At 44.6% G+C, this 15,384-nt stretch carries 11 protein-coding genes and 1 other annotated feature; of the genes, 7 read left to right on the forward strand and 4 right to left on the reverse strand.

The features are described 5' to 3' along the window. The first annotated feature begins 42 nt into the window (after positions 1 to 42). The 3 genes from AC58P7_RS07700 (at position 43) to AC58P7_RS07710 (ending at position 2,429) form a co-directional block, all read left to right on the forward strand. A complete protein-coding gene (locus AC58P7_RS07700; RefSeq protein WP_497341441.1) occupies positions 43 to 450 on the forward strand; it encodes a hypothetical protein in 408 nt (135 codons plus the stop codon). Positions 451 to 630: 180 nt separating this feature from the next. Further along, the gene (gene ccpA / locus AC58P7_RS07705) at positions 631 to 1,638 is read left to right on the forward strand and encodes a catabolite control protein A (protein ID WP_497341443.1); all 1,008 of its coding nucleotides are present in this window, start codon (positions 631 to 633) and stop codon (positions 1,636 to 1,638) included. Positions 1,639 to 1,727: 89 nt separating this feature from the next. Continuing rightward, positions 1,728 to 2,429, forward strand: a complete 702-nt coding sequence (locus tag AC58P7_RS07710; protein ID WP_497341445.1) for a 5'-methylthioadenosine/adenosylhomocysteine nucleosidase — start codon at positions 1,728 to 1,730, stop codon at positions 2,427 to 2,429. Between the two features lie 90 nt (positions 2,430 to 2,519). Here the strand turns inward: AC58P7_RS07710 and AC58P7_RS07715 are convergent, their stop codons facing one another. Together AC58P7_RS07715 and AC58P7_RS07720 are read right to left on the reverse strand one after the other, a co-directional pair. Next, positions 2,520 to 3,707 carry an acetoin utilization protein AcuC gene (locus tag AC58P7_RS07715; protein WP_497341447.1) on the reverse strand — a complete coding sequence of 396 codons (1,188 nt, stop codon included), beginning with the start codon at positions 3,705 to 3,707 and terminating at the stop codon, positions 2,520 to 2,522. Between the two features lie 69 nt (positions 3,708 to 3,776). Continuing rightward, complete coding sequence (locus AC58P7_RS07720; protein ID WP_497341449.1) at positions 3,777 to 4,415, reverse strand: GNAT family N-acetyltransferase; 639 nt, start codon at positions 4,413 to 4,415, stop codon at positions 3,777 to 3,779. A gap of 221 nt (positions 4,416 to 4,636) precedes the next feature. Between AC58P7_RS07720 and acsA the strand changes: the two genes are divergently transcribed. Further along, on the forward strand, positions 4,637 to 6,361 hold the full coding sequence (gene acsA / locus AC58P7_RS07725; protein WP_497341451.1) for an acetate--CoA ligase: 1,725 nt from the start codon (positions 4,637 to 4,639) through the stop codon (positions 6,359 to 6,361). Between the two features lie 103 nt (positions 6,362 to 6,464). Here acsA and AC58P7_RS07730 read toward each other — a convergent pair whose 3' ends face one another. Next, positions 6,465 to 9,593: a transglycosylase domain-containing protein gene (locus AC58P7_RS07730; RefSeq protein ID WP_497341453.1), complete on the reverse strand. Its 3,129-nt coding sequence runs from the start codon at positions 9,591 to 9,593 to the stop codon at positions 6,465 to 6,467. A gap of 127 nt (positions 9,594 to 9,720) precedes the next feature. Next, positions 9,721 to 9,995 (forward strand) — a binding site (T-box leader). A gap of 61 nt (positions 9,996 to 10,056) precedes the next feature. Here AC58P7_RS07730 and tyrS point away from each other — a divergent pair. After that, a complete protein-coding gene (gene tyrS / locus AC58P7_RS07735) occupies positions 10,057 to 11,316 on the forward strand; it encodes a tyrosine--tRNA ligase (protein WP_497341455.1) in 1,260 nt (419 codons plus the stop codon). A 54-nt stretch (positions 11,317 to 11,370) separates the two neighbouring features. Here tyrS and rpsD read toward each other — a convergent pair whose 3' ends face one another. Continuing rightward, the gene (gene rpsD, locus AC58P7_RS07740; RefSeq protein WP_056612460.1) at positions 11,371 to 11,970 is read right to left on the reverse strand and encodes a 30S ribosomal protein S4; all 600 of its coding nucleotides are present in this window, start codon (positions 11,968 to 11,970) and stop codon (positions 11,371 to 11,373) included. A 350-nt stretch (positions 11,971 to 12,320) separates the two neighbouring features. On the opposite strand from rpsD, the gene AC58P7_RS07745 reads away from it, so the two are divergent. Further along, positions 12,321 to 14,306 carry a diguanylate cyclase gene (locus AC58P7_RS07745; RefSeq protein ID WP_497341457.1) on the forward strand — a complete coding sequence of 662 codons (1,986 nt, stop codon included), beginning with the start codon at positions 12,321 to 12,323 and terminating at the stop codon, positions 14,304 to 14,306. Positions 14,307 to 14,615: 309 nt separating this feature from the next. Next, positions 14,616 to 15,299 (forward strand): TVP38/TMEM64 family protein, encoded by a 684-nt coding sequence (locus AC58P7_RS07750; RefSeq protein ID WP_497341459.1) that lies wholly within the window; start codon positions 14,616 to 14,618, stop codon positions 15,297 to 15,299. Positions 15,300 to 15,384 lie beyond the last annotated feature (85 nt).

The raw sequence follows: 15,384 nt of genomic DNA on the forward strand, positions 1-15,384 counted from the left end.
GCAACTCATGTACATGCCGCCTGTCAGTGAAGGAGTGTTAGAATGCAAAAGTATTGTAAGTGCGGACGCACGATGAACCTTCGTCTGCGTACGGTTATTTATCAAAACAAAGTAGACATTGAGAATGTCCCTATTTATTCCTGTGAAGCCTGTGGTCGAAGTGAGGTTGTTCCTCATGTGAAACCTGAACTTACGGGTTTGATCGGTAGACTGGGGAGTAAACCAGAAAAGCAGCAGTTCTTTTTTCATGAAGTTTCGGAGGTTGCCTTCTTGCTGCTGAAAGTGACAGAAAAAGAGCGTATGAATGATTCGATGGAGAAAATTGTTGAGGAACGAATTAATGAGCTGTTGGACATCCTATTGCTAGCACAATCGCTAGGGGATGAGCCATGGGCTGAGGAAATTCGCGAACGGTTATCACAAATCACTCAAAGCGCAATTTCGACTTAATAAATGGCGGCCAATCTCGTTAAGGGGTTGGCTTTTATTGTTTGTGTGAAACTTTTGAAAATAAAATGAAAATTATTTTCAAAGCATTTTCATTTTGCATTGCAAGATGGATTAATTTGTCGTATCATAACGATAATATACTAGGTTCGCAGAATACTTGTGAAAATGGAGAGAGTAACCGTGACCGTAACCATTTATGATGTAGCGAGAGAAGCAGGCGTTTCCATGGCAACCGTTTCTCGGGTCGTCAATAACAACCCGAACGTGAAGCCGCAAACCCGTAAGAAGGTTTTTGAAGCCATTGAACGATTAGGTTACCGTCCAAATGCGGTAGCAAGAGGCTTGGCAAGTAAAAAGACAACGACTGTTGGTGTTGTCATTCCCGATATTTCCAATTCTATCTTTGCTGAAGTAGCACGTGGGATTGAGGATATTGCGAATATGTACCATTACAATATTATTTTGTGTAATGCGGACAAGAAGAAGGAAAAAGAAATTCGTGTTATCAATACGTTGCTTGAGAAGCAAGTGGATGGACTGCTCTTTATGGGTGGTGTTGTAACCGAAGAACATATTCAAGCTTTCCGTACATCTTCCGTTCCTGTTGTTCTATGCGGCACGAAGGATGAGAACCAAGCGATGGCTTCCGTCGATATCGATCATGAGAAGGCTGCTTTCGATGCAGTGAATGTTCTTATTGATGCTGGGCATCGCGACATTGCTATGATATCTGGAACGCTCCAAGATCCTGCGAATGGTTTCGCAAGATATCAAGGCTATAAGCGTGCACTTGAAACTGCGGGTATTCCAGTGCGTGATGAGTATGTACGGATTGGTAACTATCGGTATGAGTCAAGCGTAGATGCTGTAAATTACTTCTTGGAGCTTTCACCGAAACCGTCTGCGATTTTCTCAGCAACCGATGAAATGGCTATTGGTGCCATTCATACGATTCAAGACAACGGACTTCGCGTTCCGGAAGATATTGCTGTGATCAGTGTGGACAACATCCGCATGGCATCCATGGTGAGACCAACCCTAACAACCGTTGCTCAACCGATGTATGATATCGGGGCAGTGTCCATGAGACTACTGACGAAGTTGATGAATAAAGAATCAACGGATAACATGCAAGTGATTCTACCGCACGAAATCATTAACCGTCATTCCGTTAAAGCTCAAGCTTAAATGAAAAAACAAACCTCTAATCGCGACATCCCCTTGTGGAATAAGCGGTAGAGGTTTTCTCATGTGTGAAGAAAGAGAGGAAATATAATATGACGTGGAACAAAATTGCCCTGATCGGTGCGATGAATGAAGAAATTGAGCTGCTCGTAGCTCACATGACGGATATAAGAGAAACAGTAAAAGCTGGTATCACGTTCCGAGAAGGAACTTATTATGGTAAAGACGTTGTAGTATGTCGCACAGGCGTAGGGAAAGTGAACGCTGCGGTTACGACGCAAATCCTGATTGATCAGTTCGGTGTTGAAGCTGTGATTTTCACTGGTGTAGCAGGGGCGTTAGATCCTGAACTGCAAATTGGAGATCTCGTTATTTCCACAGAATGCGTACAGCATGATATGGACGTGACAGCACTTGGGTTTCCGCGTGGGGTAATTCCATATGCAGAGAATTCTGTGTACGCAGCGGACAGCAAACTCGTTGATTTAGCTGTAGCTTCTGGTGAGAAATTGTTCGCAGGTAAAGTGAAGAAGGGCAGAGTACTGTCAGGTGATCAGTTCATCGCAAGCAGAGAAGTGGTGGCTAATCTGTATCAAGAGCTTAATGGGGTATGTGTCGAGATGGAAGGCTCTTCGGTCGCGCAGGTTTGTGCAATGAATGGGATTCCTTATGTGGTTCTACGCTCCATGTCCGATAAAGCGGATGGTTCAGCACACGTGAATTTTGCAGAGTTCACGGTGATTGCATCGGAGAATTCGTATAAAATGGTTGAAGAGATGGTTAAGCAGCTGTAACATGCTTGAAATGATATTAAAAATGCAAAGTGAAAAGCTCAGAGCATCGCCTAATCGGCGGGTTCTGAGCTTTTTTCATAAAAGAGAGTATTATTTCAAATACATCATGGCGAGATCTTTCGTTTGCCGATTCTTATCGGTTATCGCCTGGCGCCTAGGAATCGGCGCCCAAGCCTCAACCGGGTCAAGCCAAGTCTCCACGAGTGGGACGGGGCTCTTGCCCTGCCAGGCGTCCAGCCACGCCTGGGGCAGCCGCAGCTGGGGCTCCGCCTCCAGCTGCTCCAACACCGCCTGCTCGCTCATGACGAGCCAGAGCAGGCTCCAAGCCCGCGGTACGACACGCCAGATGTCGTACCCACCGCCCCCGAGCGCGACCCACCGACCTTCGCACCATTGGTGCGCAAGGTTGTGGATGAGCTCGGGCATGGCCTTAAACACGCGCATGGAGCAATGCACATGCGCGAGCGGGTCGAAGGCATGGGCATCGCACCCATGCTGCGAGATAATGACGTCCGGCTGGAAGCGGGCGATCAGCTCGGTCAGCACCTCGCTGAAGCATTCCAGCCAGGAATCATCTTCGGTGTAAGGCTCCACCGGGATGTTAACGCTCGTGCCGAACGCGTCGCCTTCTCCGCGTTCGTTCACAGCCCCTGTGCCGGGGAATAGATATTTCCCCGTTTCGTGAATGGAGAGCGTGCCGACCTGCGGATCGGCATAGAAACTCCACTGCACGCCATCCCCATGATGCACGTCCGTGTCAATGTAAAGAACCTTAGCGCCATATTTCTCTTTGGCGTATGCTATGGCTGCGGATGCGTCATTATAGACGCAGAAGCCCGCGCCCTTGCTCTGCAGGGCGTGGTGAAGACCGCCGCCTAAATGCAAGGCGTGCGGGACTTGACCTGACATCACCAGCTCTACAGCTAGGATGGAACCACCGACAACCTTCGCTGTGATGTCATGCATCCCAGGGAAGTAAGGCGTATCGTCCGTATCGAGCCCGAACCGGGTCGCCTCTCGTACCCAATGCTCGTCAGGCACAGGTGAGCTAAGTGCTTTAACAGCCTCGATATAGGGGGCAGTATGCACGCGCAGAAGATCTGCATCTGTCGCGGAACTAGCAGTGAGTAGAGCGCTGTCTGGCAGTGCGCCAGCTTTGCGCAGCAGATCCACCGTCATAATGAGACGATCTTGATTGAACGGATGGTTATCATTGAATTTATACTTAATTTCTTGGTCGTCATATATAAACACAGGATGCGTTAACTTCATGTTCATTTTCCAAATTCCCCCGAATTGGCTAACAATTTCGTTTGAAGTACTGGCGACGGACTTCGTCTCCTGGAGCTAATACATAAAACGCTGCTGAAAACGAACACGATCGAACTGTTCGATCGAGGAAATGGGTACTTGTTTCCCGATTCTCACCATGAGACAGTTGGCGGGATGCGAGCATATTTCCGGATCGTCGGTCGCAAACCAGACCATATCAACACTTTTCATGAGCTTTTCCATCATCTGACGATATTCCCAAACCGTTAATTTGCTCGTTTCCAAATCCCAATGCCAGTAATATTCCGTTGTGAAGCAAATCACATTTTCCATTTGATCACTTTCAAATGCGAGTTGGATCATCTTTTTGCCTAACCCAATCGATCTGTAATCATCTGCGACCTCAATGGCGCCGAGCTCAATTAGATCCTTCATATTACCCTGTGACCAACGTTCAATTTCGTCCGCATAATGGAAGGTGACGTAGCCAACAATGGTTGTGCCATCCCGAGCGAGAATGATCCGGCCTTCAGGCAACCCCGAGATCTCGATAAGTGCTTCGAGTTGTTCCTTGGGTCGACGAAAGGCGTCGAGTTTCGCGTGCATCGTGAGTTCCTGCAGTTTTTCGGGTGGAACGGGGCCCTCAATAATTATTTCAGGTTGATCGGGAGCAGTGCGCAAGCTTTGTGAGTGGTAGATTTTGATATGCTGCATAACCTTGGCTCTCCTTCTAAAAAACAACATGATAGGCGTTTCCTTTAGTTAGATTCATAGTATTTATATACCAAACTTTCGTTTGAAATCATAGTAAAACTTAAACATAGGCGAAATATTCTGAGTATGTTATAATAGAACATGTCAAAAATCGATCACATTTTGCTCGAATTCATCAGTAAAGTGAAAGCGGTTTATCTCGTGAGGAGGGTTTTACGTTTATGGATCAAATGAAAGACGAACTCATTGAATCAGTATCCCTTAATCCTAACATGGAAAATTACGAACAAACACATGCGACATTTGATTGGACAGACATCGAGAAAAGCTTTTCCTGGTACGAAACAGGCAAAGTGAATATGGCATATGAAGCCATTGACCGCCATGCAGAAGGCGCGAAGAAGGATAAAATCGCTTTATACTACAGCGACAGCACGCGAGATGAAGCAATTACATTTGGGCAAATGAAAGAGAGATCCAATCAATTCGGTAATGTGCTTAGAGGCTTAGGCATTGGCAAAGGTGAAAGAGTTTTCATTTTCATGCCTAGAACACCGGAACTGTATTATTCTTTACTTGGATCACTTAAAGTAGGCGCAGTTGTTGGCCCGCTTTTTGAAGCGTTCATGGAAACAGCGGTTAGAGACCGTTTGGAGGATAGTGAGGCTGTTGCGATTATTACGACACCTAGCCAGCTATCGCGTGTGCCTTACAATGAACTTCCTCACTTGAAGCATGTGATCCTCGTTGGGGAGAACATTGAGCTTGGTGAAGGACAAGTGGATTACCATAAAGAAATGGCGAGCGCTTCCACAGAGCTTGAAATCGAATGGTTGGACCGTGAGGATGGATTAATTATTCATTATACATCTGGATCAACAGGGAAGCCGAAAGGTGTATTCCACGTTCAAAATGCGATGCTGCAGCACTATTATACGGGACAAATTGTCCTTGATCTGAAAGAAGATGACATCTATTGGTGTACGGCTGATCCAGGTTGGGTGACTGGGACGTCCTATGGGATCTTTGCTCCATGGTTGAATGGCGCGACGAATGTGATCCGCGGAGGACGCTTCAGTCCACAGGATTGGTACAATACACTTCAAAAATATAAAGTAACCGTTTGGTATAGTGCGCCAACTGCTTTCCGCATGTTGATGGGCGCTGGCGACGATGTGTCGGCTGGGTATGATTTGTCTGCACTTCGTCACGTGTTAAGCGTGGGAGAGCCCTTAAATCCAGAAGTTGTTCGTTGGGGAATGAAGGTCTACAACCAACGTATTCACGATACTTGGTGGATGACTGAGACAGGTGGACAATTGATTTGTAACTATCCTTCCATGACGATAAAACCAGGCTCCATGGGTCGTCCAATTCCAGGTGTTGATGCGGCTATTATAGATGACGCTGGGAACGTTCTGCCTCCGAATCGAATGGGGAACCTTGCAATCAAAACACCTTGGCCATCGATGATGCGCAAAATTTGGAACAATCCTTCTAAGTATGAAGAGTACTTCCGTTTAACAGGCTGGTACGTTTCAGGAGATTCTGCCTATCAGGACGAGGATGGCTACTTCTGGTTCCAAGGTCGCGTGGATGACGTGATTAACACTGCGGGTGAGCGCGTAGGTCCATTTGAAGTAGAAAGCAAGCTTGTTGAGCATCCTGCGGTTGCTGAAGCAGGGGTTATTGGGAAACCAGACCCTATGCGCGGAGAAATCATCAAAGCATTCATTGCGCTGCGTGAAGGCTTCGTTGCTTCAGATGAACTAAAGGCAGAAATTTCTAAGTTCGTGAAGGAAGGTCTTTCTGCTCATGCGGCTCCTCGCGAAATTGAATTTAAAGATAAACTGCCTAAGACACGCAGTGGGAAGATTATGCGCCGTGTTCTCAAAGCATGGGAGCTTAACTTGCCGACGGGTGACTTATCGACAATTGAAGATTAATTTTTTGAAAGCTTTCTTTGCACCCTCTGTGGTGTTGAGGAAGCTTTTTTGTGTAGCAAAAAAAGAACCCGGCAGTAGCCGCCGGATTCTTCCTCAACACATTTTAATTATTATAAGCAATCGTAGCAGAGAACTTAGACTCACCGGCATCATTGATGGCTGTTATTTTATAATAACCATTAAAGGCAGCCGCATAGTAATGAAATTCAGTTCCATTCTCGACGGTCCCTAGCTTCATATATGTTCCTTTTTCTTTGTCGCTAAAGTAAACCACATATTGTTTAACCTTGTCTTTGGCATCATTCGCTTTCCAGGTGAGTAGGAGTGAAGCGTCTTCTGCCTTTGCTTTAATGCCGGTTGGAGCAGCGGGAGCATCTTTTGCTACCGGTTTGCCATTGCCTGTGCCAGTTCCGCCATTCGTAGTCCCAGGTGAGGGATTCGTAAGATCCGGCAAAGGATGGCCATTGCTGTCAACACCTGGAATTAGCAACGAATCTAAGGTGCTTCCATCGGTATAAGAGGACCGGCTTGGTACAGATTCTTTGCCTGCCACATCAACCGCGGTTACGTAGTATCCTGTTAGACTTGCCGTTTGCAGCTGATCAACAAATTTTGCTTCAGTACCTGCAAGTACGACTTTGCCTCCCATGAGTTGGAACTTGCCGTGGTTATCTGACCGATAAATCCGATAACCAACAATATCTGCATCTGTGTTCGGTTGGAAGGTGATCGTCGCTACATCGCCAGTTCTGACGGTCACAACGTTGTTTGGTGCTGGTGGTACCTTGCCATCATCAACCCGCGGATCGACATCGGCTGGTGCATCGACGTCGTAATCTTCAGGCTTATAGAAATCGAGTGGCTTTCTGCTTTTCTCAGGAAGTTTCTGCATGGCAGCATCGATTTCTTTTAATAATTGGGTGATTGATTTTTGTCGTTTGATAACGACCTTCTCTTGCACGAAATCAGCTGGCGTGTTATCTTGCGCCACATAATTGAGTCCATTTAACGAGCTGATTTTCATCTTAACCATGACATTATCGGTTTCGGTTGGTAAATACTTTTTGTTGAAAATGTCAGTCACAAGATGATCCGAGCTTGTTGTAAGTTCACTCGGCAGCATACCTGATAAGCTGGAGACCGTTGCTGAAACGATGCCATCAGGCTTAGTGAATTTCTTATTCGGAAAAAGCTCTGGTTTTTGTTCGATTGTTTTGTTCATGATGAGTGCCCAGATATCTTTGGCATGGTACGTTTGCAGTGTTTTGGATGACAATTTATTAATCGGTTGATCATAACCTATCCACACGCCTACCGTTACATCTGGGGTAAAGCCCATGAACCAGGCGTCAGCATCATCTTGCGTTGATCCTGTTTTTCCAGAGATTTCGATTTTGCCATACGATTTAAATTTCTTCATAAGATCAGTCGCTGTACCTTGACTCACGACAGTTTTCATCATATCTGTAATGAGGTAAGCGCTCTGCGGTGAGTATACCGTTGTCGGCGTCTGTTCATGTGCATATATCGTTTTGCCATTTGAATCTTTGATTTCACGAATTAAGTAAGGGGCATTAAAAACACCATTATTCGGGATGGACGCATAAGCTCCGGTCAATTCTTTGACCGAGGTTCCACGGCTTAAACCGCCAATAACACCTGTTTGCGCCGTATTGTCTTCTTTGGTAAGTGACGTAATGCCGAGCTTCTTAGCAAAGTCCCATGCTTGCGTAATGCCCACCTTGTTGAGAAACACGTCGATGGCTGGGATGTTATAGGACTGATTCAAGGCTCTTCGAGCTGTCATTAGACCATGGAACTTGTGATCCCAGTTTTCAGGAAGATGGAAGCCTTTTACCCCGTCTTTTAGAATAATCGGAATATCATCCACGATGCTTGCAGGTTGCAAGACACCTTTCTCAAGAGCAGGAATGTAAGCAGCAATTGGTTTCATCGTTGATCCAGGTTGTCTGTAAGCTTGGGTCGCATGATTCAGCTGCTCATCGAAAAAGTCACGGCCTTCGATCATACCCTTGATTGCACCCGTTTTAGAGTCAATCATAATGGCTCCAACTTGCTCGATACCACCTTTTTTCTCATCCGTTGGCGCGAAATTCTTTTCATTGTTTGAAATTTCACGCATGGAATCATAAATAGTTTTATCAATGGTCGTGTAAATTTGATACCCACCGCGTAATAGCTGTGTATGTATGTTTTTGAGTGCTTCATTATAAGCGGTTTGGTTCGTCTTCTGATCAAGTTCAGGATGCTGAATCTTCAATAAGATTTCTGCAGCTTCCTGTTCGGTTTCGATCATTAGATAAGGGTACGTTGTGTAAGCCTTTTGAGCCGCTGCTGGCATCGATGCTTTCAAATCGAATTTCAGGGCATCTTGATATTGATCACTTGTAATTTTGTTCTCTTCCAACATCCGCTTCAATACTAATTGTTGACGTGCTACCGCTTTCTTGTAGCCTTCCTCATCGAAAGCAGGCTTACTAGTGAATGCGGAGTATTGAGAAGGGGATTGTGGTAATCCAGCTAAATACGCGGCTTGCGCAATGTTCAATTTGTCCAAATCGTCAATGTTGAACAAACCTTTGGCAGCAGCTTTAATGCCATATAGGTTATAGCCTGTTGCTCCGTTGCCGTAAGGGATTTTGTTTAAATAGGCAAGCAAAATTTCATCCTTCGACATCATGCGTTCCATTCGTAATGCGAGCAGCAACTCTCTCGCTTTTCGGCCGTCGTCTCGATCTAAGGTAAGAAAAACGCGCCGAGCCAGCTGCTGAGTGATTGTACTGCCGCCGGTTTGCACATCTTCATTAAGCAATTTCTGAGTGACAGCCCGGTAGAGCCCGCGGAAATCGATGCCGCGATGATTGTAGAAATCTTTGTCTTCAATGGCGAGGACCGCGTCTAACAGGACTTGCGGGATGTCGTCAAGCTGTGCAAGCCGTCGATCTTCTTCTGTCCGTAATTGCCCAATAACAGCATCGTCATTGAAATAGGCGAATCCCGTGATCGCATTTTCTTGCATTTGTTGGCGAATCGATTCTTCGCTTCGGATGGGATCCTTCTTAACAAGTGCACTAACATATCCGAAAGCGGCGGATCCACCAAGAAGGCCAGCCAAAAAGACACAGATGATGGCCCATTTTAAGGTAATCCCAGTTACTTTGAGTGTTGTTCTAACCCAGGGGCGATTCCATTTCGCGAAAAAATTGCGCATAAGTTCCAATATCCTCCTTACATGAACCCTAATAGTATACCATAATTGCACCTTTTGCGGTAATGATGAAGGGAGAAAGGTTCGATTGAAGGTTTGACAAGGATCAGAATCCTGTGTTATAACTTGTACAAATGCGTAGATGGATCAGCAGTAGGTAGCTTGTGGATGCTTTCAGAGAGCCGGTGGAGGGTGCGAACCGGTACCTGCAGGTTAGTGAATTACGGTCTTGAGCAGTATGTGGGAACCTGCAGGAATGCCTGCACAAGTAGTATTTACCGATTAAACCCCGTTACCGGTTCTTGAGTGAAAATAGCACGCCGTACCTACGACTTTGGTTATAGATGTACGTAACGTCTGTTTTAATTAGGGTGGTACCGCGAGTCAAGTCTTCTCGTCCCTTTGGGATAAGAAGGCTTTTTTGTATGTAAATGTACTACTTAATATGAACAAAGGATGGATGAACATGAGCATTTTGAAGGATTTAGAGTTTCGTGGATTGCTGCATCAAATTACAGATCGAGAAGGTTTGGATAAAAAGTTAAACGAAGAGCGCGTCGTCCTGTATTGTGGTTTTGATCCGACAGCGGATAGCTTGCATATCGGCAGTTTGTTGCCTATTTTAACCTTGAGACGTTTCCAACTTGCTGGTCATATTCCGTTAGCGTTAGTTGGCGGTGGAACTGGGCTAATTGGCGATCCGAGTGGTAAAGCGAACGAACGCACGCTGAACGGTCCAGAGGTGGTTGAGGCATGGTCGCAAAGTATTAAAAACCAACTTTCTCGTTTCCTTGATTTCTCAACAGAAATTGAAAATAGTGCGGAATTGGTGAACAATTACGATTGGTTAGGCTCACTGAACGTAATTGAATTCCTACGAGATGTGGGCAAAAACTTTACAGTGAACTACATGTTGGCTAAAGATTCGGTAGATTCCCGTATTACGAAAGGGATTTCGTTTACGGAATTCAGTTACATGATTCTTCAATCCTATGATTTCTTGAAGTTGAATGAAACGAAGAATTGTTCGGTTCAAATTGGTGGAAGCGATCAATGGGGGAATATAACTGCAGGACTTGAGCTTATTGGCAAATCGACCGATCGACGCGCTTTCGGTGTCACGTTGCCGCTTGTTACGAAAAGTGATGGTCAGAAGTTTGGTAAAACAGAAGGCGGAGCGATTTGGCTGGATGCGAATAAAACATCACCTTACCAGTTCTACCAATTCTGGTTAGGTACAGCTGATAACGATGTGATTCGATTCTTGAAATATTTCACTTTTGAATCCCAAGAGGAAATTGAACGGCTTGAAGCTGAAGTACAAGCTCAGCCAGAGAAGAGAGAAGCTCAGAAAGTGTTAGCTCGAGAAGTGACGAAGTTGGTGCATGGGGGAGAAGCACTAGAGAGTGCACTTAACATTACTGCTGCTCTGTTCAGTGGGGATATTCAATCACTGTCACGTACTGAAATTGAAGAAGCATTCAAGGACGTACCTTCGACTACATTAGAGGAAGATGATGTCGCTGTAATTGATCTCCTTATTTCTGTAGGTGCTGCGCCGTCCAAACGTCAGGCACGACAAGACATTGAGAGCGGAGCAGTTACGGTGAATGGCGTTAAGGTAACGGAGCTTGAAGTGACAGCTAAGCAATTAGGCCGGCTTGGAGATTCCTATCTCATTATTCGCCGCGGTAAAAAGAATTACTTCCTTGTTAAATTTGCTTAACCATTTATGCAAAAAATAACCCCCTTAGGGAAATCCCTAAGGGGGTTGCTTTTATTAACGGCTGTAGAACTCGACGATTTGTTTCTCGTCAATTTCTTGTGGGAGCTCGGAACGTTCTGGTAAACGGATGTATTTACCTTCTACGCTTGCGTCGTTAAACTCAAGGTAAGTTGGAAGGTAGTTACGGTTAGCAAGAGCTTCTTTCACAGTGGAAAGGCCTTTGCTTCTTTCACGAAGTGAAATCACATCACCAGTGGATACGATGTAAGATGCGATATCAACTTTTTTGCCATTCACAGTCACGTGACCATGAGCAACCAGTTGACGTGCGCCTGCACGGGAGTTGGAAAGACCAAGACGGTAAACCAAGTTGTCTAGGCGGCTTTCAAGCAATACCATGAAGTTCTCACCGGCAATACCTTTAAGCTTGGAAGCTTTGTCGAACAAGTTGCGGAATTGCTTTTCGTTCAAACCGTACATATGACGAAGTTTTTGCTTCTCATTCAATTGTACGCCGTAACCGCTCATTTTTTTACGTTGTCCTGGGCCATGTTGACCTGGAGGGAATGGGCGTTTCAAGTCTTTACCGTTACCACTCAAGGAAATACCAACACGACGGCTTAATTTAAATTTAGGTCCTGTATAACGTGACATTTAGGGAAAACTCCTTCTCATGACAATTAGTTTAGTAAATAGCATCTAGATGTCAGGGTGAAGACAAGTGCCCGATTTTGCTTACGAATCATAATGTGATTCCCTGTCAAGAGTAGTTCAGCCGCTGTCTTGTCAGGAGCAAAAGCAGTGAGGGTGATCACAAATGGCATTCACCGAAATCATGGTGTTACTCGACTTCTAATTTTATTAAAAACAGTGGCAAGTGTCAAGTCTCTCATCGTCCCAATGAGAGGAAAATATCGTGCAATAGGTGAAAAAAAATAGTATGATAGAGATAGTAAGAGTAATTTGGTACTTCAGGACTATTGTTAGAAAGTGAAGGAGAGCCTATGAGTGAACTTCGCAGTATACAAAAGCATAGTCGTGCAGAACACATTAATGTGTTTCTTCGGCAAGGCTTTATACTTTCTGGCAACTTTTCTTACGCGGGTTCGCAGTCGAACCTAATTTTACATCACGCCTTTGATAGCTGGAATCATCAATTCGGATCTAACATGCTTCCTCGACAAACGGCTCTACTGTGCGTAAATGAGCACCTGTGCGTGATTGACTCTTGCTCAAATGACACGCCGACGATTGACAAGTACTTGGAACCAGGTACCTCTTGGAAGGTTGAGGAACGTGGAGATAATCCATTTGCTCGCAGTGGCAATGCAGACAATGTGCAGTTTATGGATGGCGATGAATGGCATGTGCGTGAGCTCAAATCATGTCTTGCTGCGGTCACACCAGTTAGAGACAATCAAGGCAATGTACAATTTTATTTAGGACTATTTACCCAATTTAATCTAAATATGGAAGATTTAGCACAATTGCTATATAGTCTTGCGCTATCCTTTCAAAGTTCCATGCTGATTGTTGAGGAACGTAGAAAGTATGATCGTCTCAATAACCTTCACCATCTGAAGGAAATAGAATCCAAGAAGCACGTTATTCTTTTCGAAGCTTCTAAGAGGCTGCTTGCGAAGATCGATGTTCATTCTGTGTTGACAGAAGTTATTGAGTGCATGGGCCGTGTATACCCTAACATGCGTGTTGATTTATTGCTTTCACAAGATAACGATTCTACGAATCTAGCTGTGAAGCCATTGAATTTTCAACGAACAGAATCGGATATTCGAACGCGAGCATTCATGGAAGGTCAAGTTATCTGTGAACCATCTACGATGGGGAGCGGTTCGAGCTCAGGTCATATCGCAGCCCCCTTATCAGGAAAGCAGGGCGTGTATGGTGTTCTGTACATGGAATTTAGAGATGAGTCGATAGATGCTTCTGATTTGCAATTCATTTCGCTGCTAGCGGACTCAGCGGGCACCGCATTTGAAAATGCGAAATTATATGAACAATCCAATCTGATGATTAACGAACTGCGACTGATTAATGAAATTACGAAGCAGCTTAATCAAAGTTTACGTCTAAATGAGATTTTCAATTCAGCTTCGAGTGAAATTTTAAGCATCTTTGGTGCTGATTATAGCTGTATCCTGCAAAATTCGAAAGATAGTGATCAATTAATCGTTCAAGCGACGAACTTACCTGCCATGTTTCATGAGACATTTACGCTGGACGAAGGATTCTCAGGTCTGATCTATTCGTCTAAGGAGCCAATCATTATCTCCGACTATTGGAATAATGACAAAGTAAGCTCTAGCTTAATGCAACGAACGAATTCACGGTCATTGATCGGATCGCCGATCCTGGTTAACGGCAATGTAGAAGGTGTCATCCTCATCGTACATCGTTTACCGAACTTTTTCTCATATGACAATTACAAGCTATTGCAGGTACTTTCTAGCCATATTGGACTAGCTATGACGAACGCCTCTTTGCACGCAGAAGTGAAGCGGATGGTAATTACGGATAATTTAACGGGGCTCTATGCCCGGCATTATTTGGATGAACAGGCTAATCTGATGCAGAAGAAAGATTTCTGTGGATCTCTGATTGTTGTAGATATTGACAATTTCAAGAAGGTAAATGACACGTACGGTCACCAAATTGGAGACAAGATCCTAATCCATGTTAGCCAGATCATTAAGTCCAGTATTAGAGAAAATGATATCGCGGCTAGATGGGGCGGAGAAGAGCTTGCCGTCTATTTACCTCAAGTTTCTAAGGATCAAGCGATTCGGATTGCTGAGCGTATTCGCAGGAGCGTGATGGAGGAGACGCATCCACAAGTTACGGTATCCTGCGGCGTATCGGATTGGAATTGGGAAGAAGATAAAATTAGCGTGGAATCACTCTTCTATAGAGCAGATATGGCTCTTTACCAGGCCAAACATAATGGCCGTAATCAAATTCAAATCGGTTAAGTGATTCAAGTACTTGTCTTCGGACAAGTGCTTTTTTAAAACCGCATTAGAAAGCCATATTTGGCCTCTGAACATAGTTTCTCAATGGCTCTAACACTTGCCTCCAAACGCGGTCGTTCATCCTTGAATTGCCTGGGAAGAGGTTTTTCCATAATACTTGGTAAAGTGGTGAAAACTGAAGTGAGTATCGAGATTAACTTATGCCAAAGAACTTTGAGAAAAATCGTTGGGTGACGATCACTAGTTTACTCTTCCTGAACCTCTTGTAACATGTTACAATGATTTGGTCTAAGGGAGGATGGTCGAATTTTGTCGGCACTAAAAAGTAAACGTATAGGACTGCTTATCTTTATTTTTATTGGGCTCGTTGGCTTGCTTTATTTCTTCTTCTTTAATCCTGTAGGCATTAAACTGGCACATAGCAACATGCGGCAATTGGCCGAACATTTAAGAGACATCGGCTGGCCTGGTAAAATAATTGGAATGAGCTTGATTTTCTTCCAAACGTTCTTTCCGTTTATTCCGTTCGTTCTTGTAGCGGGTACCAACGTTGCGATATTTGGGATTAAGATGGGATTTCTTGTGAACTATGTAATGTCGTGCTTAGGAGCAATCGCTTCCTTTTATTTTGCGCGTTATTATGGACATGCTTGGGTAGAAAAGAAACTGGAGCGTTTTCCGTTAGTTACACAATTTAGTAAGCGAATGGAGCGGCATGGTTTTTTCTATGTGCTGATTGGACGTTTGATTCCGATTCTACCGTCTTCTGCCATTAACTTCTCGGCGGGTCTAACTCGAATGAGATTCCGTCATTTTTTATGGGGCACATTATTAGGGAAGTTTCCTATTGTTTTTCTAGAATCGATGATCGCTCATGATCTGTTTCATTTCCAGAGGTATAAGGGGAGATTACTTCTATTGCTAGGGATATTAGTGCTATTACTGTTCCTTGGAAATAGTGTGAAGAGAGCGCTAGCGCCAAAGACGAAATAAAGGGCTTACATGGAGAATGCAGGAAATTTTGTAGTTGCTTTCCCTTACTATTCCAAGTTATCATAGAGGAAGTAAGACGAACAAC

The sequence above is a fragment of the Paenibacillus sp. J22FR5 genome (genome assembly GCF_059691975.1).

What these genes read in the sequence shown, in the direction of transcription:
- AC58P7_RS07700 (WP_497341441.1), top strand. Translation starts at nt 43, where the DNA reads ATGCAAAAGTATTGTAAGTGCGGACGCACGATGAACCTTCGTCTGCGT.
- AC58P7_RS07710 (WP_497341445.1), top strand. Translation starts at nt 1,728, where the DNA reads ATGACGTGGAACAAAATTGCCCTGATCGGTGCGATGAATGAAGAAATT.
- AC58P7_RS07715 (WP_497341447.1), bottom strand. Translation starts at nt 3,707, where the DNA reads ATGAACATGAAGTTAACGCATCCTGTGTTTATATATGACGACCAAGAA.
- AC58P7_RS07720 (WP_497341449.1), bottom strand. Translation starts at nt 4,415, where the DNA reads ATGCAGCATATCAAAATCTACCACTCACAAAGCTTGCGCACTGCTCCC.
- acsA (WP_497341451.1), top strand. Translation starts at nt 4,637, where the DNA reads ATGGATCAAATGAAAGACGAACTCATTGAATCAGTATCCCTTAATCCT.
- AC58P7_RS07730 (WP_497341453.1), bottom strand. Translation starts at nt 9,593, where the DNA reads ATGCGCAATTTTTTCGCGAAATGGAATCGCCCCTGGGTTAGAACAACA.
- tyrS (WP_497341455.1), top strand. Translation starts at nt 10,057, where the DNA reads ATGAGCATTTTGAAGGATTTAGAGTTTCGTGGATTGCTGCATCAAATT.
- rpsD (WP_056612460.1), bottom strand. Translation starts at nt 11,970, where the DNA reads ATGTCACGTTATACAGGACCTAAATTTAAATTAAGCCGTCGTGTTGGT.
- AC58P7_RS07745 (WP_497341457.1), top strand. Translation starts at nt 12,321, where the DNA reads ATGAGTGAACTTCGCAGTATACAAAAGCATAGTCGTGCAGAACACATT.